The 23510-nt window shown below is 73.4% G+C and carries 19 protein-coding genes; 12 read left to right on the top strand and 7 right to left on the bottom strand.

The features are described from left to right. Positions 1-496 precede the first annotated feature (496 nt). A complete protein-coding gene (locus E1289_RS04530) occupies positions 497-3400 on the top strand; it encodes a M36 family metallopeptidase (protein ID WP_131975560.1) in 2904 nt (967 codons plus the stop codon). A 135-nt stretch (positions 3401-3535) separates the two neighbouring features. Here E1289_RS04530 and E1289_RS04535 read toward each other — a convergent pair whose 3' ends face one another. After that, a complete protein-coding gene (locus tag E1289_RS04535; protein ID WP_131975562.1) occupies positions 3536-4420 on the bottom strand; it encodes an SMP-30/gluconolactonase/LRE family protein in 885 nt (294 codons plus the stop codon). A gap of 239 nt (positions 4421-4659) precedes the next feature. On the opposite strand from E1289_RS04535, the gene E1289_RS04540 reads away from it, so the two are divergent. The 10 genes from E1289_RS04540 to E1289_RS04585 all read left to right on the top strand — a co-directional run bounded on the left by E1289_RS04540 (position 4660) and on the right by E1289_RS04585 (position 15182). After that, positions 4660-5331 carry a TetR/AcrR family transcriptional regulator gene (locus E1289_RS04540; protein ID WP_131975564.1) on the top strand — a complete coding sequence of 224 codons (672 nt, stop codon included), beginning with the start codon at positions 4660-4662 and terminating at the stop codon, positions 5329-5331. A 162-nt stretch (positions 5332-5493) separates the two neighbouring features. Continuing rightward, positions 5494-7584, top strand: a complete 2091-nt coding sequence (locus E1289_RS04545) for an AfsR/SARP family transcriptional regulator (RefSeq protein WP_131975566.1) — start codon at positions 5494-5496, stop codon at positions 7582-7584. A gap of 37 nt (positions 7585-7621) precedes the next feature. Then, positions 7622-7957, top strand: coding sequence for a hypothetical protein (locus E1289_RS04550; protein WP_131975568.1), 336 nt, complete (start codon positions 7622-7624; stop codon positions 7955-7957). Positions 7958-8065: 108 nt separating this feature from the next. Continuing rightward, a complete protein-coding gene (locus E1289_RS04555) occupies positions 8066-8350 on the top strand; it encodes a hypothetical protein (protein WP_131975570.1) in 285 nt (94 codons plus the stop codon). 4 nt (positions 8351-8354) lie between these two features. After that, positions 8355-9380 (top strand): MvdC/MvdD family ATP grasp protein, encoded by a 1026-nt coding sequence (locus tag E1289_RS04560; RefSeq protein ID WP_131975572.1) that lies wholly within the window; start codon positions 8355-8357, stop codon positions 9378-9380. Between the two features lie 26 nt (positions 9381-9406). Beyond that, on the top strand, positions 9407-9967 hold the full coding sequence (locus tag E1289_RS04565) for a MauE/DoxX family redox-associated membrane protein (RefSeq protein WP_131975574.1): 561 nt from the start codon (positions 9407-9409) through the stop codon (positions 9965-9967). Next, complete coding sequence (locus E1289_RS04570) at positions 9964-10527, top strand: hypothetical protein (RefSeq protein ID WP_131975576.1); 564 nt, start codon at positions 9964-9966, stop codon at positions 10525-10527. The genes E1289_RS04565 and E1289_RS04570 overlap by 4 nt, the downstream gene beginning before the upstream one ends. Before the next feature lie 13 nt (positions 10528-10540). Further along, complete coding sequence (locus E1289_RS04575; RefSeq protein ID WP_131975578.1) at positions 10541-12370, top strand: ABC transporter ATP-binding protein; 1830 nt, start codon at positions 10541-10543, stop codon at positions 12368-12370. Positions 12371-12464: 94 nt separating this feature from the next. Beyond that, a complete protein-coding gene (locus tag E1289_RS04580) occupies positions 12465-13202 on the top strand; it encodes an SDR family oxidoreductase (protein WP_131975580.1) in 738 nt (245 codons plus the stop codon). Between the two features lie 45 nt (positions 13203-13247). After that, positions 13248-15182, top strand: a complete 1935-nt coding sequence (locus tag E1289_RS04585) for a GAF domain-containing protein (protein WP_243712605.1) — start codon at positions 13248-13250, stop codon at positions 15180-15182. A 63-nt stretch (positions 15183-15245) separates the two neighbouring features. Here E1289_RS04585 and E1289_RS04590 read toward each other — a convergent pair whose 3' ends face one another. The 5 genes from E1289_RS04590 to E1289_RS04610 form a co-directional block, all read right to left on the bottom strand. Beyond that, positions 15246-16253, bottom strand: a complete 1008-nt coding sequence (locus E1289_RS04590; protein ID WP_131975582.1) for a branched-chain amino acid ABC transporter permease — start codon at positions 16251-16253, stop codon at positions 15246-15248. Next, positions 16250-17113, bottom strand: coding sequence for a branched-chain amino acid ABC transporter permease (locus E1289_RS04595; protein ID WP_131975584.1), 864 nt, complete (start codon positions 17111-17113; stop codon positions 16250-16252). Before E1289_RS04595 ends, E1289_RS04590 begins: the two co-directional genes overlap by 4 nt. Before the next feature lie 9 nt (positions 17114-17122). Continuing rightward, positions 17123-18364, bottom strand: a complete 1242-nt coding sequence (locus E1289_RS04600) for an ABC transporter substrate-binding protein (protein ID WP_131975586.1) — start codon at positions 18362-18364, stop codon at positions 17123-17125. 88 nt (positions 18365-18452) lie between these two features. Then, the gene (locus tag E1289_RS04605; RefSeq protein WP_131975588.1) at positions 18453-19172 is read right to left on the bottom strand and encodes an ABC transporter ATP-binding protein; all 720 of its coding nucleotides are present in this window, start codon (positions 19170-19172) and stop codon (positions 18453-18455) included. Beyond that, positions 19159-19962 carry an ABC transporter ATP-binding protein gene (locus tag E1289_RS04610; RefSeq protein WP_131975590.1) on the bottom strand — a complete coding sequence of 268 codons (804 nt, stop codon included), beginning with the start codon at positions 19960-19962 and terminating at the stop codon, positions 19159-19161. Before E1289_RS04610 ends, E1289_RS04605 begins: the two co-directional genes overlap by 14 nt. 348 nt (positions 19963-20310) lie before the next feature. Between E1289_RS04610 and E1289_RS04615 the strand changes: the two genes are divergently transcribed. Beyond that, positions 20311-21696, top strand: a complete 1386-nt coding sequence (locus tag E1289_RS04615) for a tannase/feruloyl esterase family alpha/beta hydrolase (protein WP_131975592.1) — start codon at positions 20311-20313, stop codon at positions 21694-21696. A 106-nt stretch (positions 21697-21802) separates the two neighbouring features. Here the strand turns inward: E1289_RS04615 and E1289_RS04620 are convergent, their stop codons facing one another. Next, on the bottom strand, positions 21803-23509 hold the full coding sequence (locus E1289_RS04620) for a TerD family protein (protein WP_131975594.1): 1707 nt from the start codon (positions 23507-23509) through the stop codon (positions 21803-21805). Position 23510 lies beyond the last annotated feature (1 nt).

Raw genomic sequence — 23510 nt, forward strand, 5'->3', positions numbered from 1 at the left:
CTCCGCAACAGCGGCCCGTTCACCACCTTCCGAATCATGAGATTCTCAGCACCCAGCGCCATGGTTATTCCGATGATCACCCCGTGCAAGGAACAACTTGCTTACCGCGACGGGCACAAGAACACGTTCTATGTCTGGTGACCTGCACGCCCTAACCGAACCGTAAGGGTTACGTGCGCGGCGTAGCCATGTGATCACACTCCGGTCGCCATTGACCTCCCGTGGGCAGGCCGGCCGCACGCTCCGCACCGAGGGCCTGGCCGGTTCCTTCCACCGAATCTCCAGCGCCGGTGCGCCGATCACGTGTTCCCGGTCCCCTGCGCTCGGCAACCACGGGAAATGGCCGCTGTCAAGGGCGAACACCGACTTCCGGTTACCAGGGGTTAATGTGCTGATTCGCCATAGTTGCGTTTCCGGGGCGCTGCTTGTCTCTTGAGCGGCCGGGCGATCGACCGGCCGCCCCTCCACGGGCCATCCGCCCGTCCCCCAGGAGGCAATGGTGCCCAGGACCCGCTGGACCGCCGCGACAGCCGTGGCGGTCACTGGAACTCTCCTGACCATCGGGCTCGCGACCCCCGCCCAGGCCGAACGATCGTCCCCCCGGCCGGAGCCGCCGGGCGAGCACACGGAGCTGCCCGACAAGGACGCGCGCGGCGGCGCCCTCGCCCCCACCACCCGGCAGAAGAGCGCAGCCCGCGACGTGACCGTCCGGTGGAACAGGCTCGGCACCCCCGCCTCGGTGACCGGCACGGGCGCCCTGGCCGGCGGCCTGTCCGGCGGGCCGGAGAAGGTGGCACGCGCCTACCTGGCCGGCAACCGGGACCTGTTCGGCCTGGACACGGCCGCCGTCACCGCGCTGGAGAAGGTCGCGGTCAACCCGATCGGCGACGGCGCCGCCGTGCTGCTGCGCCAGCGCTTCGGCGACCTGCCCGCCGGCCACGACGGGCTGGTGGCCGTCGGCGTGCGCGGCGACGAGGTCGTCTCGGTCACGTCGACGCTGTCCCGGGACGGCGGCGCCCCGCCGCCCGCCACGCTCACCGAGGCCGACGCGGTCGCCGCGGCGGGCCGGGACGCGGGCATCACGGTCTCCGCGGACGCCACCCGCCGGGTCCGGCTCGTCGCGGTGCCCACCGCCGACGGCGTCCGCAGCGCCTACCAGGTCACGCTCATGGACACCTCGGACGCGGACGCGGAGCCGAAGGCCGTCACGTCCCACGTCGACGCCCGGTCCGGTGCGGTGCTGGTCCGGGAGAACCTCGTCGACCACGACAGCGACGACCCGCGCTGGTCGGTGTTCCCGGCCACGCCGCCCGGCGACTACTCGTCCCGCGACACCCGGCGGACGTGGTGCTACAAGCCCGCACCCGGATGCGCCTTCGTCGTCGGCGGCGACCCGTCGAACGGGAACGCCTGGGACGTCGACCCGGCGACCGGGGAGCCGACCCACACCAGCCTGGGGAACGCGGCCCGCACGTACGACAACCGCGCGAGCGACGACCCCTTCACCGTCGGGACCCGCACCAACGCCCCCCGCCCGGACCGCGCGTACACCTACCGCTGGGGCAACCAGTGGTACCGGAGCAAGTGCGACCCGGCGACGCTGGACAGCCCGCAGGAGGCCGACCTCGAAGCGGCGATCTCCAACCTCTTCGGCCAGCACAACCGCATGCACGACTGGTCCTACCGCCTCGGCTTCACCGAGTCGGCGTGGAACATGCAGGCCGACAACGGCGACCGCGGCGGCCTCGGCGGCGACCCCGAGCAGGGCAACGCGCAGGCCGGGGCGAGGTTCCCCAGCATCCGGGACAACGCGAACCAGATCACGTTCCCCGACGGCATCGCCCCGATCACCAACATGTACCTGTGGCAGCCGATCGCGGGCGCGTTCTACCCGCCGTGCGTGGACGGCGACTTCGACATGACCGTCATCGGGCACGAGTACTCCCACGCCATCTCCGGCCGCATGGTCGCCGGCCCGGACGCCGGGTGGAGCGGCCCGCAGGCCGGGGCGATGAACGAGAGCACCTCCGACCTGCTCGCCATGGAGTACCTCAGCGAGTACGGGTTCCGCCCGCCCGGCCGGACCCCGAACGTCATCGGCGCCTACGTCACCGGTGAGCCGCGCGCCGGGATCCGCAACTACGACATGAGCCGCAGCCCGCTCAACTACGGCGACATCGGCTACGACCTCGTCGGGACGCAGGTCCACGCGGACGGCGAGATCTGGAGCGCCACCCAGTTCGACCTGCGCGAGGCGTTCGTCCGGCGGTACGGCGACGGCAGCCCCGCGCTGCAGCGCAAGTGCGCCGACGGCGAGGTCGCGGTCGCCAAGTGCCCGGGCAACCGGCGGTGGGCGCAGCTGTCGTTCGACGCGCTGCTGCTGATGGCCGGCGGGGCGGTCAGCTTCGTCGACCACCGCGACGCCCTGCTCGCCGCGGACACCATCCGCTTCGGCGGGAAGAACCACGAGCTGATGTGGAAGGTCTTCGCCCGGCACGGCCTGGGGGCGGCGGCGTCCAGCGCGGGACCGGCCGACGCCGACCCGGTGCCGAGCTTCGCGTCCCCGATGTCGCGCAACGCCGACGTCACCCTCAAGCCGCGCGGTGCCGCCAAGGACGGGGCGGTCCGGCTCTACGTGGGCGACTACGAGGCCCGCGCCGTCCCGGTGGCCGACACCGACCCGGCGACGCCGCTCGGAGCCACGTTCGCCATCGCGCCCGGCCGCTACTCCTTCGTCGCGGTGGGCGCCGGCTTCGGGCACCGGAAGTTCACCGCGACGATCGGCACGGGGCGGAAGTCCCTGCCGGTGACGATGGACCGCAACCTCGCCGCGAGCGCCAACGGCGCGACCGCCGCCGGCGACGGCCAGTCCCACGGGGCCCTGCTGGACGAGACCGAGGCGACCAACTGGCAGTCGGTCGAGGCCCCGGTCGCCGACCGCCAGGTGACCGTCGACCTGGCGGGCGACCGCCCGGTGAAGGTCGGCCGGGTCCAGGTCAGCGCGATGCTGCGGCCGACGGTGGCCGATGACCCGGAGGGCGCGAACACCGCCCAGAACCGGTTCACGGCGCTGCGCGCGTTCCGGCTGCTGGCCTGCGACTCCACCCGGGCCGACTGCGCGGAGGACGGGGCGTACCGCACCGTCTACACGAGCCCGTCCGACGCGTTCCCCGCCGACCGGCCGCGGCCGACGGCACCCGACATCAACCTCCGGTCGTTCGACCTGAGGGACGTCAAGGCGACGCACCTGCGGCTGCAGGTGGTCTCCAGCCAGTGCACCGGCGCCCCGGCGTACGCGGGTGAGCAGGACAACGACCCGCGTTCCGACACCGACTGCGGCGCCGCCGCCCGGTGGGCCGGTCTCGTCCGCGCCGCCGAGCTCCAGGCGTTCGCCCGGTAGCCGCGGCACGAGAGGCGGGGGCGGTTCCGGCCGCCCCCGCCTTCCGGCTGGACGAGCACCGCGGCACAGCCGGCGGAACACCCGGGCGGGGTCGCCGAAACACGCCGGTCGCCGAAACACGCCGCAGGTCGACGGCTAGGACGCGGCGGGGACCGCTACGCGGATGGCGAGCATGCGGGCCTCGGTCGCCGCCATGCGGGCGTGCTCGTGGAAGTCGGGCGCGGCGCAGGCGTACAGGGTCCTGCCGTCGGCGCCGCCGAGGCCGCACGCGTAGACCGGGGTACCCGGCTTGATCTCGTCGGTGATCTCCCCGCCGTCGAGCACCCGCACGAGCCGGTCGCCGATGGCGTCGGCCACCCAGAGCCCGCCTTCGGCGTCGAGGCAGACGCCGTCGCCCGCGGCCTGCAACCGGGCGAGCATCTCGGCGACCCCCCGGTCGGACGGGAGCGGCCCGAACTCCGCCCACGTCCGCCGGTTGGCGAGCTCGCCGTCGCCGGTGACGTCGAACGCGGTGATGCGGTTGCCGAAGGTCTCCGCCACCACCAGCACGTTGTCCGGGGTGATGACGGCGCCGTTGGGGAACCAGAGGTCGTCGGCCACCTGCGTGACGCCGCCGTCGGGGTCGACCCGGTGCAGGGCGGCCGTCTCCAGCGGATCGCCGCCCATCAGGTCGAAGCCGAAGTTGCCCACGTAGGCGCGGCCCCGGGCGTCCACGACCATGTCGTTGACGTGCCCGGTCGCGTGCTCGGCGAGGTCGGCGTGGACGGCGAGCGTCCCGTCGGGCTCCCTGCGCAGGACCTTGCGGTCGCGCATGGAGACGATCAGCAGCCGCCCGTCGGGGAGCCAGCCGAGCCCGGAGGGCTGCTCAGGGACGCGGGCCTCCACGCGCGGGTCGGATCCGTCCTCGCGCATGGACGTGACCTCGTGGGTGTAGAAGTCGGAGAACCAGAGCCGCCCGTCGCGCCAGCGCGGCGACTCCAGGAACCGGAACCCCTCGGCAACGGTGGTGATCTCCGTCATTGTCGTCCTCCCTTGAGAATCGGTCTCGAAGTCGCCGGGTCTCGCGCTGCTCCTGGGGGTCTCCTGAACGCTCATCGGGGTCGCCGATACAGTGAATAAGCGCATAGTCACCAAGTAGGATGCTCGGTGTCAAGGGTCACGACGAATACTCACCGTGGCGGCGACGTGCGACGACGCCACCGTGAACCGCTTCTGGGACCATGCACATCGTCGGCACTTCGAAGAAGGCGAGGGGGCGGATGGCCAGACGGCAGGCCCGATTCACCGCACAGGACCTGGCAGAAGACCCCAGGCTGCGGGACCACTCCCCCGACCTCTGGAGGGGGGAGCTGGGGGAGGTTCAACGCGGCCTTCTGACCTCGGCTGTGCGCTGCTTCGCCGCCAATGGCTTCCACGCCACGACCACGCGCGACATCGCCGAGGGCGTGGGCCTCAGCCCGGCCGCGCTGTACGTGCATTTCCCGTCGAAAGAGCTGGTGCTCTACGAGATCATCCGCGTCGGCCACGAGAGTGCCCTCGCGAGCGTCCAGAACCCGTCCATCCTGGCCGTGGCGGACTCGGCGGACCGGCTCCGCGCCATCATCGCCGCGTACACCGCGTGGCACGCCCGCCACCACGTGGTCGCGCGCGTCTGCCAGATGGAGCTCGCCGGCCTGACGGCCGAGCACTACGACGAGGTGCTGGAACTGCGCCACCGGACGAACGAGTTCTTCCGCGACGCCGTCGTCCGCGGGGTCGCCGACGGCTCGTTCGCGCAGGTCGACGTCAAGCGGGTCACGCGGGCGATGCTGTCGCTGAGCATCGACCTCGTCCGCTGGTACCGGCTCGACGGCGCCGACTCGCCCGAGCAGCTCGGCGAGTTCTACGCCGACCTCGCACTGAAGCTGGTGGCCCCCGACACGGCCCGCTGAAACCGTCTTCACCGCGAAATCAGTGCGGCGCGTCCGGCATTTTCCGGAAGGCCACTCCTTGCGCACGGCGGATCACTCATTCCCATGCGCCGGAGACATAAAAAGAAATGGCGACTCAAAAGCCTGGATCGCCATCGGGCACCGTACTAGCGTCGATCTCGATTGGGACGACGAAGGGCGCTGTCGATGGCCGACCCCGCCGACGACCTTCTGACCGGAAACCCTGGCGACCCGGATCCAGGCGGCATTGATCCGGAGGACGTGGAATTCCTCGTTCTCGGGGAACTCGCCGTGCGCTCCCGCGGGCGCCTCGTGCCGCTGCCCGGGCCGAGCGTCCGGGCCCTGCTGAGCGCGCTCCTGCTCACCCCCGGCGACATCGTGGGCGAGGACCGGCTGCTCACACTGGCCTGGGGCGCGGACCGGGGCAGCCGCCGCGCCCTCCAGTGCGCCGCCACCCGGCTCCGGACGTGGCTGCGCACCGCCGTGGGACCGGACGCACGGCTCGAGCACGCGGGATCGGGCTACCGGCTCGCGGTCCCCGCCGGGTCCGTCGACGTCGGCCGGTTCCGCGCCCTGGTCGCCGCGCACGCCCGCACCGACGATCCGGAGCGCGGGCTCGCCCTGCTGGCCGGCGCGCTGCGGGAATGGCGCGGGCCGGTGCTGGGCGGCCGCCCGGAGCCCGTCGCCGCCGACCCGGCCGTGCGGGAACTGGAGCAGGCGCGGATCGACTGCGCGGGCGCGCTGGCCGACCTGGCGCTCCGGCTCGGCCGGCCGGGCGCCGCGCTCGCGCCGGTGGCGGACGCCGCGGCCGGGGCCCCCTACGACGAGCCGTTACAGGCGCGGCTCATCCGGCTGCTGGCGGCCTGCGGCCGGAACGCGGCGGCGCTCCGCCAGGTCGAGCGGGTGCGGCGGCGGCTGGCCGACGAACTGGGCGTGCCGCCGTCCCGCGAGGTGCTGGACGCGCACGCGGCGGCGCTGGACGGCCACGGCGAGCTCGCCCCGGTGCCGCGGCAGCTGCCCGCGACGCTCTGCGACTTCACCGGCCGCCGGGACGAGCTCGCCGTGCTGTGCGCCTCGCTCGGGTCCGGCCGCGACCGCTGCGGTCCGCTGCTGCTGGTGATCCACGGAACGGCCGGCGTCGGCAAGACGGCACTGGCCGTCCACGTGGCCCACCGCGCCGCGGCGCGGTTCGAGGACGGGCAGCTGTACGCGGTGCTGCGCGGCCCCGGCTCCCGGCCCGTGGACCCCGCGGAGGTGCTGGCGGCCTTCCTGCGGACCCTGGGCGTCGCCGACGCCCGCATCCCGCGCTCCCTGCACGAGAGATCGTCGCTGTTCCGCTCCCGCGCCGCCGGCCGCCGCATCCTGCTGCTCCTCGACGACGCCATGGACGACGCGCAACTGCACCCCCTCATCCCCGGAACGCCCGGCTGCGCGGTGCTGGTCACCGGCCGCGCCCCGCTCGCCGGGCTGACCGGCGCGCGCACGCTCCGGCTGGACGCGCCGCCCCGCGCCGACGCCCTGACGCTGCTCGGCCGCGCCGCGGGACGGGAGGGGGTGACCGCCGATCCCGCCGCGGCGGACATCGTCCGGATGTGCGGCCGGCTGCCGCTGGCGGTGCGGATCGCCGGGACGCGGCTCGCGCGCCGGCCGGGGGCGAGCCCGGCCCGGCTCGCCGAGCGGCTGCGGCCGGAGCACCGCAGGATGGACGAGCTGGCCGTCCGCGGCATCGCGGTGCGGCCCCGGCTGCACGAGAACTACCGGGACCTCGACCCGGCCCACCGGCGCGCGTTCCGGCTGCTCGGGCTGCTGCGCACGGCGACCTTCCCGGAGTGGGCGGCCTCCGCGGCCCTCGGCACCGGCCCCGACGCGGCGCGCGCCCACCTGGAGGCCCTGGCGGACGCCGCGCTGCTGGACCCGCTGGGCGAGGACGCGGCGGGCCAGGTCCGGTACGGCATGCCCGGCCTGCTCGCGCTCCACGCGCGGGAGCTGGCGCTGGCGGCGGAGCGGCCCCGGACGCGGGAGGCGGCGCTGCGCAGCGCGTACGGCGGCTGGCTGCACCGCGCCGAGCTGGCCGCCCGCGCACCCGGCCCCGCGCCCTGGGCGGCCGCCTGGTTCGAGGCGGAGGACGAGGCGCTCGCGACGGTCGTCGAGCAGGCCGCGGCGCACGGTCTCCACGACCTCGGCGAGCGGCTGGCGGACGTAATGCACGGCCGCCGCCGAATCGGCGTCGCGCAGCGGGTGAGAGCGGACTGAGAGCGGACTGAGAGCGGTCATCGGTCACCATGCGTCCGTGATCGAAGGCCCAGGTCCCGGGGACCCCCGCGCGGGCGCCCACGACGAGCACCCGCTGCCGGGCGGCCCGGCGTTCCTCCGCTTCGATCGCCCGGAGATCCAGGAGGGCTCGCTGGTGGTGCGGGCCGTTCCGGCGGACGTCCGCGCGCACCGCAGGCAGGCGCGCGGCACGCCGCTCGCCTACCTGTACGAGGTGGTCTCCGAGGGGGAGCCCGAGCACGACCTCGTCTTCACGGCCGGCCATTTCGACGAGGCCGGCCTCGTGTGGCGGTTCTCCGGGGAGGTGACGGGGATTCCCGGCATCACCGAACCGTCCGACGCGGTTCCGCCCTGAGCGCACGGTTCCGGCGGCACGCCCCGCCCCTTGAGCTCCGTCGTGGCACCCGCGCCATGACGGGAGGCCGAAGGTCGCCGCGCACGCGGTGACGAAGGAGGTTGGTCCATGTCCGACACCCTGACCCGAGAGCCGCTGCACACCGCGCTCTCCTTCCTCGAAGGGGTGCACGTCGAGCCGCAGGAGCCGGCCGACCCGCGCCTCCAGCCGCTCGCCTACCTCTACTCCGCCGACTGGGAGGGCCAGGCCGCCGACCGGATGCCCGGCCACTACGACGAGAAGACCCAGACCTGGGTCGCGCCTCCCGGCATGCCGACGGCGGGCATCGCCACCTACACCAACACCAGCTGCTATGCGGGATCGGACCGCTGCCGGGACGACACGTGCCAGTGACCCGATGACGGCATCCGATCCCCGGGTCCTCATCCTGACCCAGGAGTTCGACCCGACGGTCGATCCGGTCATCACGACCCTGTCCGAACGGGGCACCGAGGTCGTGCGCGTGGACCTGAGCTACTTCCCGCGCCGGCTGACGTTCACCACCTCGGACTTCGGCGACGGCGGCCGGCGGATACTGCGCCACCGGGACCGGGAGCTGGACCTCGACCGGCTCTCGGGGGTGTGGTACCGCCGGCCCACCGGCTTCGACTTCGGGCCGGACATGCCGGAACCGGAGCGGTTGTTCGCGCGCAAGGAGGCCATGCAGGCCATCGGCGGCATCCTGCGCGCGACCGACTGCCTCTGGGTCAACCGGCCGGACATCGACGCGATCGGGGAGCTCAAGCCGTACCAGCTGGAGCTCGCCAAGCGGCTCGGGTTCCGCGTGCCGCGGACGCTGCTCACCAATGATCCGCGGGAGGTGGCGGACCTGCTGGAGCGGGCCGGCGCCCCGATCGTCTACAAATCGCAGATAGGCGGGGTGATCCATTACCCGGGCGCATTCCCGGGCGGGCTCCTCACCGCGGTCGTCGGCGACGAGATCAAGGAGAATCTGGACCGGGTGGGCCACACGATGTGCATGTTCCAGGAGTACATCGAAAAGGCGTACGAGGTCCGGCTCACCGTCATCGGGAACACCTATTTCCCGGTGACGATCAATTCGCAGGAAATGGATTCCACCAGGGTGGACTGGCGGGGCGAGGCGGGCGAGGTCGCCGTCCTGCCCTACGGCGAGTACCACCCGCTGCCGGAGGAGGTCGTCAAGCGGACCCAGGCGCTGCTCGCGGAGCTGAACGCGGTGTACGCCGCGGTCGACTTCATCGTCACGCCCGACGGCGAGCACGTGTTCCTGGAGGTCAACCCGGCCGGCCAGTTCATGTGGATGGAGCATGACCTGGGCCTGCCGCTCGCCGCGCGGATGGCCGACCTGCTGGAGCGGGGCGGGCCGTTCCGGCGCGGGGACGCGGTGCAGGTCGGGTACTGAGTGCACCGGAGAAGGGAGCGGGCGGCGTGGCCGGGGCGATGCCGTATCTGACGATCGGGTGCCAGGCGGTCGTCGCGGTCGCGTTCGCCCGCTCCTGCGCCGCGAAGGCCGCCGGCCGGGCCGCCTTCGCCGACTTCCGGCGCTGGCTGTCCGGCGCCGTGCGGGTTCCGGCGCCGCTCGCCGCCCCGGCCGCCGCCGGAGCGGTCGCCGCCGAGGCGGCCACCGCGGCGGCGCTGCTGGTCCCGCCGCTCGTCCCGGCCGGCTTCCTGGCCGCCGCCCTGCTGCTGGCCGGCTTCACCGCGGCGGTGGTGTCGATGATCCGCCGCCGGGTGCGGGTGCCGTGCCGGTGCTTCGGCGCCGGCCGCCGGCCGCCGGGCGTCCCGCACGTCGCGCGGAACCTGGTGCTGCTGGCGGCCGCGGCCTGCGGCGCGGTGACGGCGGTGGCCGGGGACGGGCCGCCGCCGTTCGACGCGGCGGCGGTGCTCGCCGCGGTCGCCGGCGCGGCGACCGCGCTGCTGCTGACCGAGCTGGAGGAGATCGCCGATCTCGTCCGGCCCCTGGCCGTTACCAGCGAGGAGGCCCCATGACGGTGTCCACGGCCGCGATCATGGTCGTCGGTGTGCTGTGCCTGGTCGACATCGCGCTCACGCTCGCGGTGATCCGGCGGCTCAACGAGCAGGGCCGGCTGCTGGCCGAACCGGGCCGGGCGCCGGCCGGGCGGGGCTATCCCCCGCCGCTGGAGATCGCGCCCGGCGAGCGGGTCGGGGACTTCGCCGTCGCCACCGTGGACGGCGAACCGGTCTCCAGGGCCGGCCTGCGGGACACCACCCTGCTGGCGTTCATGGCGCCCGGATGCCAGTCGTGCGAGCACAGCCTGCCGGAGTTCCTCGCCCGCGCCGGCGCGGCCCCCGGCGGCCGGGACGGCGTCCTCGCGGTGGTGCTCGGCAAGGGCCCGGGACGGGACGAGCTGTGCGCGAAGCTGGCGCCGGTGGCGCGGGTGCTGACCGAGGACGAGGAGGGCGGGCCGCTCGTCCAGGCGTTCGGCGTCGGCGCGCTTCCCGCGTTCGCCGTCCTGGCCGGGGACGTGGTGGTGGCCAGCTACGCGCTCCCCGAGCAGCTCCCGGTCGCGGACGACACGCCCGCGTGAGCCGGGCACCCGCATGAACGAGGAACGGCCCCGGTACGCGGCGGGCTCGCTGCGGGCGGTGGCGGAGCTCGCCTGGTCGGCCGGGCGCGGACGGCTGCTGCTCCGGGTCGTCCTGGCCGTCGTGGCGAGCGCGGTCCCGGTGACGCTGGCCTGGCTGACCAAGACGATCCTGGACGGGCTGGCCGAGCCGGGGCGCCCGCTGCTGGTACCCGTCCTGCTGCTGGCCCTGGCGGGTGTGGCGGCGGCCGTCCTGCCGCACGCGGTCCCCTACGTCGAGGCGGAGCTGCAGCGGGCCATCGACCTGCTGTGCCGACGGCGCCTCTACGCGGCGGTGGCGCGGCTGCCCGGGCTGCGGCACCTGGAGAACCCGCGGTTCCAGGACCGGCTCGCGCTCGCCGGGGAGACCGGGTCGTCCGGGCCGGCGGAGGTGGTCGGCGGGACGCTCGCGGGCCTGCAGGGGACGCTCATGCTCGGCGGCTTCCTCGGCACCCTCGCCGTGCTGAACGCGTGGATGCTGCTGCCCGTCGGCCTCGCGGGGCTGGTCGCGCTGCACGGGCAGGTCCGGCTGAGCCGCTACCGGGCCCGCGTCCACGGACGGCTCGGGCACGCCACCCGGCGCGAGTTCTTCTACGCCCAGTTGCTGAACAGCACGAGCGCCGCCAAGGAGGTCCGCCTGTACGGGCTGGGCGGGCTGTTCGGCGCGCGGATGCTGGCGGAGCTGCGCTGGATCAACGCGCAGCGCCGCCGGATGGACCGCCGGGAGCTGCTCGTCCAGGGCCTGCACGGCGCGCTGGGCGCCGTGGTCGCCGGGGCGGGGCTGGTGTGGGCGGTGGACGCCGCGCGGAACGGCCGGCTGACCGTGGGGGACGTGGCGATGTTCGTCGCGGCCGTCGCGGGCGTCCAGGACGGCCTGGCCATCATGATCAGCAGCGCGGGCCGCACGCACGAGGCGATGCTGCTGTTCGGCCACTACCGCCACGTCGTCGAGGCCGAACCCGACCTGGCGGCACCGCGGGGACGGGCCCGCACCGTCCGGCCGCTCCGCGAGGGCGTCGAGCTGCGGGACGTCTGGTTCCGCTACGGCGACGACCTGCCGTGGGTGCTGCGGGGCGTGTCGCTGACGATCCCGGCGGGCGGGACGGCCGCGCTGGTCGGGGCGAACGGCGCGGGGAAGAGCACGCTGGTCAAGCTGCTGTGCCGGTTCTACGACCCGACCCGCGGCGCGGTGCTGTGGGACGGCGTCGACCTGCGCGAGCTGCCGGTCGAGGAACTGCGGCGCCGCATCGGCGGGATCTTCCAGGACTACGTGTGCTACGACCTCACCGCCGCCGACAACATCGGCCTCGGCGACCCCGCGGCGCTCGGCGACCGGGACCGCATCGTGGCCGCCGCGCGCCGCGCCGGGATCCACGAGGCCCTCGCCGCGCTGCCGCGCGGCTACGACACCATGCTCTCGCGCGCCTTCGACGTGCCCGCCTACGACGATCCCGGCACGGGGGTGCTGCTCTCCGGCGGGCAGTGGCAGCGGGTCGCGCTCGCCCGCGCCCTCCTCCGCGACCGGACCGACCTGCTGATCCTGGACGAGCCGAGCGCGGGCCTGGACGCCGCGGCCGAGGCCGAGCTGCACGGGCGGATGCGCGAGCACCGCGCCGGGCGGGCGGGCCTGCTCATCTCGCACCGGCTCAGCACCGTGCGGGACGCGGACACGATCGTCGTGCTGGCCGACGGGCGGGTGGCCGAGCACGGCCCGCACGACGCGCTGCTGGCCGCGGGCGGGCGGTACGCGCGGCTGTTCCGGCTCCAGGCGTCCGGCTACCAGGAGCAGGACCGCGCCCGGCCGTGAGAGACCCGGCCGCCGGGCCGGCTTGTTGACAAGAACACCCCGCAGACCTGACTATGCGCTTAGTTAGTTGCGGTCCAGCGGCCGAAGGAGAGAGATGGCGAATCTGACGTTCGACTTCGCCGGGCGGATCGTCGTCGTCACCGGCGCGGCCCGCGGCGTCGGCCGGGCCATCGGGGAGCACTTCCACAACGCCGGCGCGAAGGTGTACCTGGTCGACTCCGACGCGGCGGAGGTCAGGGTCGCCGAGAGCGAGACCGGCGCGGTCGGCCTGGTCGCCGACGTCTCCGACACCGCCCAGGTCACCGACGTGGTGGAGCGGGTCGTGGCGAGCGCGGGCCGCATCGACGTGCTGGTCAACAACGCGGGCATCCTGCGCGACGGCGTGCTGTGGAAGCTGTCGGACGAGGACTACGAGGCCGTCATGGCGGTCCACGCCGGCGGGACCTTCCGGTTCACCCGCGCCGCGGTACCCCATTTCCGGCGGCAGGGCGGGGGACGGATCATCAACGTCACCTCCTACACCGGCCTGCGCGGCAACCCGGGCCAGTCGAACTACGCCATGGCCAAGGCCGGGATCATCGGGTTCACCAAGACGGCGGCCAAGGAGCTCGCACGGTTCGGCGTCACGGTGAACGCGATCTCGCCCAACGCGCAGACCCGCATGATCGCCTCCATCCCCCCGGAGAAGCTCGCGCAGCTGACCGCCGAGACCCCGCTGGGCCGCTTCGCCGACCCGTCGGAGATAGCCGGCGCCGTGGCGTTCCTGGCCTCGGAGGAGGCCTCCTACATCACCGGCGTCGTGCTGCCCGTCGACGGAGGCATCTCGTTGTGACGCCCACCAGCCGCTGACGTACGGACACGGACGGACGGAGCACCGATGAACTGGGCAGTGACGCTGCACCCGACCATGACCCCGACGCCGCCCACCGTCTTCCTCGACCTGCTGGCCCGCGAGGCCTCCCCCGCCGAGTTCGAGGGGCCGCTGGTGGCGGCCCGCGCGGCGGGCGCCGGCCCCGAGGCGCTGGCGGAACTGGAGGCCGCCCAGCTCGCGGCGCTGCGCGTCCGCGCCATCATGCAGCGGTACGCCTGCCGCGAGGCCGAGCTGGCCGCGCTTTTCGACACCGCCGGCGAGCTGGCCGCGCTGCGCGACCACGACGCGATCCTGGAGGCGATCGTGCACCGCGCCCGGCGGCTGCTGAACGCCGACGTCGCCTACATGACGCTGAACGACGACGAGCCCGGCGACACCCGCATGAGGGTGACCGACGGCGCGGTCTCGGCGGCGTTCCGGCGACTGCGGGTCCCGCTGGGCGACGGGCTCGGCGGGCTGGTGGCACAGACGGCGATGCCCTACAGCAGCGACCACTACCTGAAGGACCCGCAGTTCCGGCACCGCACCTTCATCGACGAGGCGGTGGCCGAGGAGGGTCTTGTCGCGATCCTGGGCGTGCCGATGCGGCTCGGCAGCCGGGTGATCGGCGTGCTGTACGCGGCCAACCGCAGCGAGCGTCCGTTCGACCAGGAGAAGGCGGTGCTGCTGGGCTCGCTGGCCGCGCACGCCGCCGTGGCCATCGACAACGCCCGGCTGCTGGCGGAGAACCGCAGGGCGCTGGAGGAGCTGAACACGGCCGGCGCGAAGGTCAGGGCGCGCAGCGCGGCCGTGGAGCGGGCGGCCCAGGCGCACGACCGCATCACCGCCCTGGTGGTGCGCGGCGGCGGCGCCGGGGAGGTGGCCGCGGTGGTCACCGAGGTTCTGGGCGGGTCGCTGCACGTCCTGGACGCCGACGGCCGTCCGCTGGCCGCCTCCGGCGACCCGGCCCCGCTCACCGAGGACGAGTTCTCCGGTGTCATGGCCGCCGCGCACTCCGCGCGGGCCAGGGGCCGCACGGTGCGGCGGGGCGACCTGTGGATCGCCCCGATATCCACCGGAGACGAGGTGCTCGGCACACTGGCGCTGCGCACGGCGGAGGAGGTCTCCGACGCGGATCGGCGCATCCTGGAACGCGCCGCCCTGGTCACCGCGCTGCTGTTGCTGCTGCGGCGCAGCGCGACCGAGGCGGAGGGGCGGGTGCGGGGCGAGCTGCTGGACGACCTGCTGAGCGGCCGGGCGGACGGGACCGAGGCGTTCGAAGCGCGGGCCCGCCGGGTGAACGTGGACCTCGACGCCTCCCATGTCGTGCTCGCGGTCCGCTGCGCCTCGCCCGAGCAGCGCAGGCGCGCCGCGTTCTGGGCGGCGTCGCACGCCGCCGTGTCGCACGGGCTGGCGGCGGCCCACAGCGAGGAGGTCGTGCTCCTGCTGCCGGGGGACGAGCCAGGCGAGACGGCACAGCGGATCTCCAGGGAGCTGGGTGCCACGCTCGCGGTGCCCGTCACGGTCGGCGCGGCAGGGCCGGTGCGCGACCCCGCCGGGTTTCCCGCCGCCCACCGGGAGGCGCAGCGCTGCGCCGACGCGCTGCTGGCCCTCGGCCGCGGCGACGGCGGCGCGGCCGCCCGCGAGCTGGGGTTCGTCGGCCTGCTGATCGGCGCGGACCGCGACGTCGGCGGCTTCCTGCGGGCGACGCTCGGCCCGGTGCTCGACTACGACGCCCGCCGCGGGACGTCCCTCGTCCGGACCATGGAGGGCTACTTCGGCGCCGGGGGCAGCCTGTCCAGGACCGCCGAGCGCCTGCACATCCACGTCAACACCGTCACCCAGCGACTCAACCGCGTCGGCCGCCTGCTCGGCGACGGCTGGCAGGAGCCCGACCGGGCCCTGGAGATCCAGCTGGCGCTGCGCCTGCACCATCTCCAGAGCCCGGGCCCCCGGGGCTGACCCGGTCAACAAGCGAGGGCCGGTCAAGAGAGCGGGGGGTGGCCGGGATCGCGACGGGCCGGGTCAGGCCGGCGTGTCGACGGGCTTCCTCGGCTCCTCCGCCGCGCCGCCGGACGGGGCGGCCGCGCGCCGGAAGACCGGCAGGTCGGCGGCCGTCCCCCAGATGCCCCGGCGGAACAGCAGCACGATCACGATGAAGATCGTGCCCGTGACGATCCCGGTCTCCTGGAACCCGGCGCCGGCCAGGTAGTCCTGGAGCTGGACGATCAGGGCCGCCCCGACGGCTCCGCCCCACAGCGTGCCGATGCCGCCGAGGATGACCATCATCACGACCTGCCCGGAGGTGGTCCAGTAGACCCCTTCCAGCGAGGCGAAGCCGTGGCCGATGGCGAACACGCCCCCGGCCGTCCCGGCGAGCGCGGCGGACAGGACGAACGCCACGAGCCTGTAGCGGTCGACGGGGTAGCCCAGGGCGCGTGCGCGAGCGGGGTTGTCGCGGATCGACACCAGCACCCGGCCGAACGGGGAGCGGACGATGCGCCAGGCGGCGAACAGCCCGGCCAGCGCGAACGGCAGGCCCGCGTAGTAGAAGTAGAACGGGTCGGACAGGTCGAGGCCGAACAGCTCCCGAGGAATGCCCTGCAACCCGTTCTCGCCGCCTGTGACGTCCCGCCACTGGTTGGCGATGAAGTAGATCATCTGGGCGAAGGCCAGGGTGACCATGGCGAAGTAGATGCCGGTCAGCCGCACCGACAGGAAGCCGATGGGCAGTGCCAACAGCGCCGCGAACGCCGCGCCGCCCGCGATGGCGACGGGGAACGGCATGCCGGTGTGCAGCGCGATCAGGCCGGTGCAGTAGGCCGACCCGCCCCAGAACGCGGCGTGCCCGAACGACAGCAGCCCGGTGAAGCCGAGCAGCAGGTCCACCGACGCGGCGAACAGCGCCCAGCAGGCGATGTCCAGCGCCACCGGCGGGTAGATCAGCCAGGGCAGGGCCAGGGCGGCGAAGAGCCCGATCACCAGCAGCACCGTCCCGCCGCGGCCCGAGCGGGCCAGCCTGGACAGGATCATCTGAACGCCTCCTCACGTCCGAACAGCCCCGCCGGACGCCACAGCAGCACGGCGGCCATGAGGATGAACACCAGGGTCTGCGAGAGCGCCGGCACGTACAGGTTGCCGAGCGCCGACACCACCCCGATGGCGAAGCCCGCGACGACCGAGCCGAACACCGAGCCCAGCCCGCCGATCACCACCACCGCGAACACGGTGATGATCAGGTCGGCGCCCATCAGCGGGTTGATCGCCCGCATCGGCGCGGCCAGTACCCCGGCGAACGCGGCCAGCGCGACACCGAACCCGAACACCGGCGTCACCCACCGGCCGACGTCGATGCCCAGCGCCCGGGCCAGCTCGGGCCGCTCGGTGGCGGCCCGGACGATCATCCCGACACGGGTACGGGTGAGCACCAGCCACACCCCGAGGCACACCACCACCGCCGTCCCGAGCACGAACACCTGGTAGGCGGGATAGGTGAACAGCCCGAGGTCGATCGTGCCGTCCAGTCCGGACGGCCTGCGGTACGGCTGGGAGTTCACCCCGTACTCCCGCTTCACCAGGTCCTGCAGGATCAGGCCCAGCCCGAAGGTGAAAAGGAGGTTGTACAGCGGATCCAGCGGCGTCAGCCGCCGGATGAACAACCGTTCCAGGACGATCCCCGCGACCCCCAGCAGCGGCGGGACGAGCACCAGGGACACCCAGAAGCTCAACCCGAACGTGTCGAGCGCGATGAACGCGCCGAAGGCGCCTAGCATGTAGAACGCGCCGTGCGCGAGGTTGACCACGCCGAGCATCCCGAAGATGACGGCGAGGCCGAGGGCGAGCAGGGCGTAGAACGCCCCGCCCACCAACCCGTTGAACGCCTGCTGGAGCACGCCGGGCCCCTACAGCTTGCAGGCCGCGTCGGGCCGCGGCTGGAACGCCTCCGCCGCCGGGATGGTCTTGAGGATCTCGACGAAGTCCCATTCCTCCTTGACCTCGCCGGACGGCTTGACCTCCCCCAGGTACGCGTCGTGCAGCAGCAGGTGGTCCTCGGCGCGGATGGAGGCGTTGCGGGCGAACATGTCCTCGAACTCGTGGCCCTCCAGCTGCGCGACCACCTTGTCGGAGTCGTCGGTGCCGCCCCGCTGCACGGCCTCCAGGTACTGCATGGCCGCCGAGTAGTTGCCCGCCATGTTGGCGGTGGGACGCTGGCCGGCCTTCGCCTGGAACTCGTCGGCCCAGGCACGGGCCTTGTCGTCGAGGTTCCAGTACCACATGTCGGTGTAGCGGGTCCCGGCCAGCGCGTCGGGTCCGAGCGACTCGATGTCGGTGATGACCAGGAGCCCGACCGCCAGATCGATGCCCTTGTCCTTGAGCTTGTACTCGTTGTACTGCTTCACCAGGTTGATCAGGTCACCGCCGGCGTGCATGGTGCCGAGCACCTTCGGCTTCGGGTCGAGGTCCGGCGCCTTGAGCAGGAACGTGGCGAAGTTGTCGTTGGGGAACTTCGTCGGGTCGGTGTCGACCACGCCGCCGCCGGCGGCCTCGATCGCCTTCGTGAAGGTCTTCTGCATGTCCTCCCCGAACGCGTAGTCCGGGTAGATGATGTACCAGTTGTCGGCGCCGTCCTTGGTCACCTCGGTACCGGTCCCGTGGGCCAGCATGTAGCTGTTGTAGCCGTAGTGGAAGGTGTACTTGTTGCACTGCTCGCCTTCCAGCTCGGTGCTCGCGGCACCGACGTCGATGAACACCTTCTTCTTGTTCTTGGCGATGTTGGCGACGGCGAACGCCGCCGAGGAGGTCGGCACGTCCAGGATCACGTCGGCCCGCTGCCGGTCGTAGAGCTCCTGCGCCTTGGAGTTGGCGATCTCCGGCTTGTTCTGGTGGTCGGCGGAGAGGACCTCGATCTCGTCGGTCACCGCCTTGTCCCCGTACTTGGCCTTGAAGTCGGCCACCGCCATCTGCACGGCCTCGACCGTCTTGGTGCCCGAGGTGTCGGCGTAGATGCCCGACTGGTCGTTCAGGACGGCCAGCACCACCTTGTCGTCGCTGATCGCGCCCCCGCCGCCGGCCGGTCCGCCCCCGCACCCGGCCAGCAACAGCCCTGCGGCGGCGAGGCCGCCGGTCCAGCCCACGAGTCTCATCAGGTCTCCTCTGTTCCATGCTGCCGATCGTCGTCAGAGTCGTTTCGGGGGGCGCACCCCAGACCCCGGTGCTTCGCCCGGAGGACGGTCACAGTCCGAGGTAGTCGAGTAGTTCGTGCTCGCGTTCGCGGACCTGGTCGTTGCCGAGGGACTCGACGATGCGGCCCTCGGCGAGCAGGTAGTGGCGGTCGGCGACGGTCACGGCGAAGTGCACGTTCTGCTCGATCAGCAGGACGGTCACTCCCGCGGCCTTGACCTCGCGGAGGATGTCGCCGATCTGGGCGACGATCAGGGGCGACAGGCCCTCGGTGGGCTCGTCGCACAGCAGCAGCCGGGCGCCCGTCCGCAGCACCCGCGCCAGCGCGAGCATCTGCTGCTCGCCGCCCGACAGCTTCGTCCCGGGGAACCGGCGCCGCTCCCGCAGCATCGGGAACGTCTCGTACACCCGCTCCAGCGGCCATGCCTCCGGACCGCCCGGCCCGCCGACCTTCCTCCTCGGCGGGAGCAGCAGGTTCTCCTCGACCGAGAGGGTGGCGTAGACACCCCGATCGTCCGGGACGAAGCCCAGGCCGCGGCGGGCCCTGCGGTGGGGGGCGAGGCCGGTGACGTCCTCGCCGGACAGCGAGACGGTGCCCGTGGTCCGGCCATAGGAGCCGTGCAGTCCCATCAGGCAGCGCAGCAGCGTGGTCTTGCCGGCGCCGTTGCGGCCGACGAGCGTGACGATCTCGCCCTCGTCGACCCGCATCGACACCTCGCGCAGGGCTTGCGCCTCCCCGTACCAGGCCGACAGGCGATCAACGCGCAGCATGGGCGTCTCCGAGGTAGGCGGTGACGACCCGGGGGTCGTGGCGGATCTCGGCGTACGGGCCCTCGGCGAGCACCTTGCCGTGCTGCAGAACGGTCACCCGGTCGGCGAGGCTGGCGACGACGTTCATGTTGTGCTCGACGAGCACGACGGTGCGGCCCGCGCGGATCTTGCGGACGAGCTCGATGGTGCGGTCCACGTCCTCCACGCCCATCCCGGCGGTCGGCTCGTCGAGCAGCAGTACCGTCGGGTCGAGGGCGAGGGCCAGGGCCAGCTCCAGCGCGCGTTTGCGGCCGTACGACAGCGAGCCCGCCGGGACGGTCCCCTGGTCGGCGAGCCCGACCTGGTCGAGAAGTTCCTCCGCGCGGTCGGCGAAGCGGTCGAGCTTGCGGTCCGAGAGCCAGAACCGCCAGCCCAGCCCGGTGCGGCTCGCCAGCGCCAGACCCACGTGCTGGTGCGGGGTCAGCTCGGCGAACAGGCTGGTGATCTGGAACGAGCGCGCCACGCCGAGCCGGCTGATCGCCTCGGGACTGCGCCCGGCCAGTTCCTCGCGGTCCGCCAGCAGCACGCTGCCGGCGGTCGGCTTCAGGAAGCCGGTGAGCAGGTTGAACAGGGTGGTCTTGCCGGCGCCGTTGGGGCCGACCAGCGCGTGCACGCCGCCCTCGGCCACGTCCAGATCCACGCCGTCCACGGCCCGGAAGCCGCGAAACTCCCTGACCAGGCCCCGCGCCTTCAGGACGGGGACGGAACCGGCGCCGGCGCCGTGCCCGGTCTCCGTGGGCCCTCCTGTCATGCGACCTCCTCGTGCGCCATGCGGTGATCCGAGACACGTTCGGAACGCCGTGGACGTGAACGCTAGGTGGCGGCCAGGTGAGCGACCAGGCGACCGAAACACACATTCGGCCGGGCTCATATGAATGACTTCCACACCGCGCGGAAGGCCCGCGGCAGAAAAACGGGGGCCGGCCCGTCGTGGGCGCGAGCGGGCCGCATCCACCGCCCGCGGGCATGGAGGCGCTCACCACAGGGCGCCGGTCAAGAGTGGTGCCCGGCGACGTGGCCGGGCCCGTCAGCAGTCACACAGCATGGCGTCCATCACGGACCGACCGATCAATCCGTTCCCCACCCCAGGGAGCCGCACATGTCCATTCTCCGCAGATCATCCGTCTTCTCGGCCGCGGTGGTGACGCTCTTGGCGGCCCCGCCGGCGGCCGCCGTCCCGGCCGCCCAAGCGGACACCCGCTGCCACCGCATGGACAGGATCGAGGTCTCCGGCGCACAGAAGCAGGTCGCCGCCTGCCTGGACGACCTCACCACCACCGGCACGGTCACGTCCGGCCACACCGACCCCGCCCAGTGGACGGGACTGCACGCCGCCGCCACCCGGAATCCGAGCGGCATCCCGGGCATCCAGGTCGACGGCTACTTTCCGGACAGCTCCACGTTCAACACCACCCACGGCTGGAACCACGACTCCCAGTTCGTGATCCGCCTTCCGGAGAACTGGAACGGCGGGCTCGTAGTCTCGGGGGCACCGGGCACCCGCCGCCAGTACGCCAACGACTTCACCATCTCCGACTGGGTGCTCGCCAAGGGGTACGCGTTCGCCTCGACCGACAAGGGCAACAACGGCAACGAGTTCTTCAAGGACGGCAGGCGCCCCGGGGACGCCATCCGGGAGTGGTACCGCCGGATGACCCAGCTCACCGTCGCCGCCAAAGTGACCGTGGCCCGCCACTACGGCAAGGCCCCGCGCCGGACCTACGCGGCCGGCATCTCCAACGGCGGCCAGCTGGTCCGCTGGGCACTGGAGAACCACCCCGAGCTCTACGACGGCGGAATCGACAACGAAGGCACGTACTGGCCGCGCGACAACGGGCCGAACGCGCTCACCTACCTGCCGACGGCGCTGCGCAACTACCCCGAGTACAAGGAAACGGGCGACCCCCGGGCGCACGCCCGAATGATCGAGGCCGGTTTCGCGCCCGGCTCGGAGTTCCTCTGGGACTTCAACTACACGGTCATCTGGGACAACACGCAGCGCATCTACCGCGAGGAGATCGACCCCACCTACGACGGCGACCTGCAGGCGGGCATCCCGTACTGCGAGAGCGGAACGCCGAACTGCGACACCGACTACCGCTACCACGAGCGCCCCAGAAGCGTGCACCGGACCGTGCGGAAGCAGGGCCACACCGGCCGCATCGGCAAGCCGATGATCACGGTGCACGGGACGCTGGACTCGCTGCTGCCGATCAAGGTCCACGGCGACGCGTACGCGGCGAGGATCCGCGAGCAGGGGCGGGGCGAGCTGCACCGCTACTACCGGATCGAGGGCGCCTCGCACCTGGACCTGGAGTACGACATGTTCTCCGACCGGATGCGGCCGCTGCTGCCGTGCATGCGGACGGCGTTCGACGCCCTCGAACGCTGGACGGCCCCGCACGGCGGCCAGGCACCCCCGCCGAGCGCCACCATCCCGCGCCAGACCTCCGGTGACGTGGCCAACACCTGCTCCATCGGCTGACCGGATGTGATGTCCGCCCCGGCCCGCCGGCCGGTCCAGCCACGCGTGCGGTTTCCACGGACGTCCACCGGGCCGCCAAGCCGTTGGACCTCTGTGGTCAGTACAGCTAGTCGTGGGCGGCGATGGTGCGGGCGTGGGCGGTGAGGACGTGGGTCAGGAGGGCCGGGGCGCGGGTGCCAGCGGCGGTGTCCGGGAGGACCTCCGGGGTGAGGGTCCAGCCCGCGCCGACCCATGAGTCGCCGATCATGCCTTCGCTGGACGGGAGGTCGTTGCAGGACTGCCGGACGCGGATGGCGCGCACCGTCTCCGCGGCGGGGGTGTCGGTCTCCACGAGCAGCACCGGGACGCCGGCGAGCGGGCCGTCCTCCACGAGGCGCAGCACCTGGTGCGCCTCCTCCCCAGCGACCGCGGCGCCCGCGTCGAGGATCACCACGAGCCGCACCGGGGGGCCGTCCGCGGCCGCGGCGGGCAGGTCGCCGCCGATCCGCCGCAGGTCCACCAGGTCGAGCAGGCGGCGGAGCCGCTCGGACGCCGCCGGGCCGGTGGCCACCCCGCCGCCCAGCAGGCGGGCGCTGGTGACCGGGTCGAACCCGTGCAGCCAGCCCGCGCCCGACAGTCCCGCCGCGTCGATGACCTCCAGGCCGGCCAGGCCGGGCGGGACGGCGGCCAGGAACCGGGTCACCAGCGACCAGGCGTAGCCGGCCGAGTCGCCGGGCATCGTGCCGCGCGCGATCCACACGCCGCGCCGCCAGGGCATCCGCAGGACGAGCGGTATCCGCAGGCCGGGCAGTTCCTCGGTGGTCAGCCGCCCCACCAGCATCCCCTCGGCCAGGTCGGTGCCCGGCCGCCAGGTCAGCCACGACGGCGCGTCGAACGGCGCGACCTCCGCGGTGACGTGCGGCTCCACCCGGGCCAGCTCGTCGCGCAGCTGGGCGGCGTCGGTGCGCAGCCGCTCGTCCGCCGCCCTCATCAGCTCCTCGAACCGGCCGCGCGGCGCCCGGCCGGCGATCTCCTCGTTGCGAAGCCGCAGCGCGTGCTCGGTGGCGGCGCGGAACGAGGCCAGCGAGCGGCTGGCGTCCTCCCAGATCAGCCAGCACCGTTCGAGGTAGCCGACCTCCGAGGAGGACGGCGGCTGCGGCGCGGGGGCCCGCTGCGGCGGCGGCTGGGCCGGGGGCGGCTGCGTGCGCGGCGGCGGTACGGGCAGTGGCTGCGCGGGTGGCGGCTGCGCGGGCGGCGGCTGCGCGGGCGGCGGCTGCGCGGGCGGCGGTGCGCCGACGGCGGGGCCCGCCGGGGCGGTGCCCATGCCCGTCTCCTCCCCCGGGTCGTCCACCTCGACGCCGTGCGCCTCGACCAGCTCGGCGAGCCCGCCCGCGTAGCCCTGCCCGACGGCGCGCACCTTCCACTGCCCGGACCTGCGGTAGATCTCCAGTCCGATGATCGCCTTCTCCGGGCCCAGCCCCGGGACGGTGAACAGGGCCGCCGGTGCGTCGCCGTCCCCCGCCAATCTGACCTGCGGCGGCGGCATCGACCCGAACGACCCGGCCCCGGACAGGCTCACCGCGACCAGCACCGCGTGGACGTCGGAGGGCACCGCGTCCAGGTCGAGCCGCACGCGCTGGCGGCCCCCGCCGTCGGCCCACCGCACGCCCGGCGCCTCCGGGGCGTTGAAGAACACCAGGTCGGAATCGGAGCGGACGCGCAGGTCAGGGCCGACGAGCAGGGCGCTGACGTCCACGGGGACGGCGCAGGACACCGTGGCGGTCACCCGCCGGGCGGGCAGGGCGACGTTGGCGCCCGGGGCGAGTTCGGTCATC

It is taken from the genome of Actinomadura sp. 6K520 (genome assembly GCF_004349245.1).
Classification (GTDB): Bacteria; Actinomycetota; Actinomycetes; order Streptosporangiales; family Streptosporangiaceae; genus Spirillospora.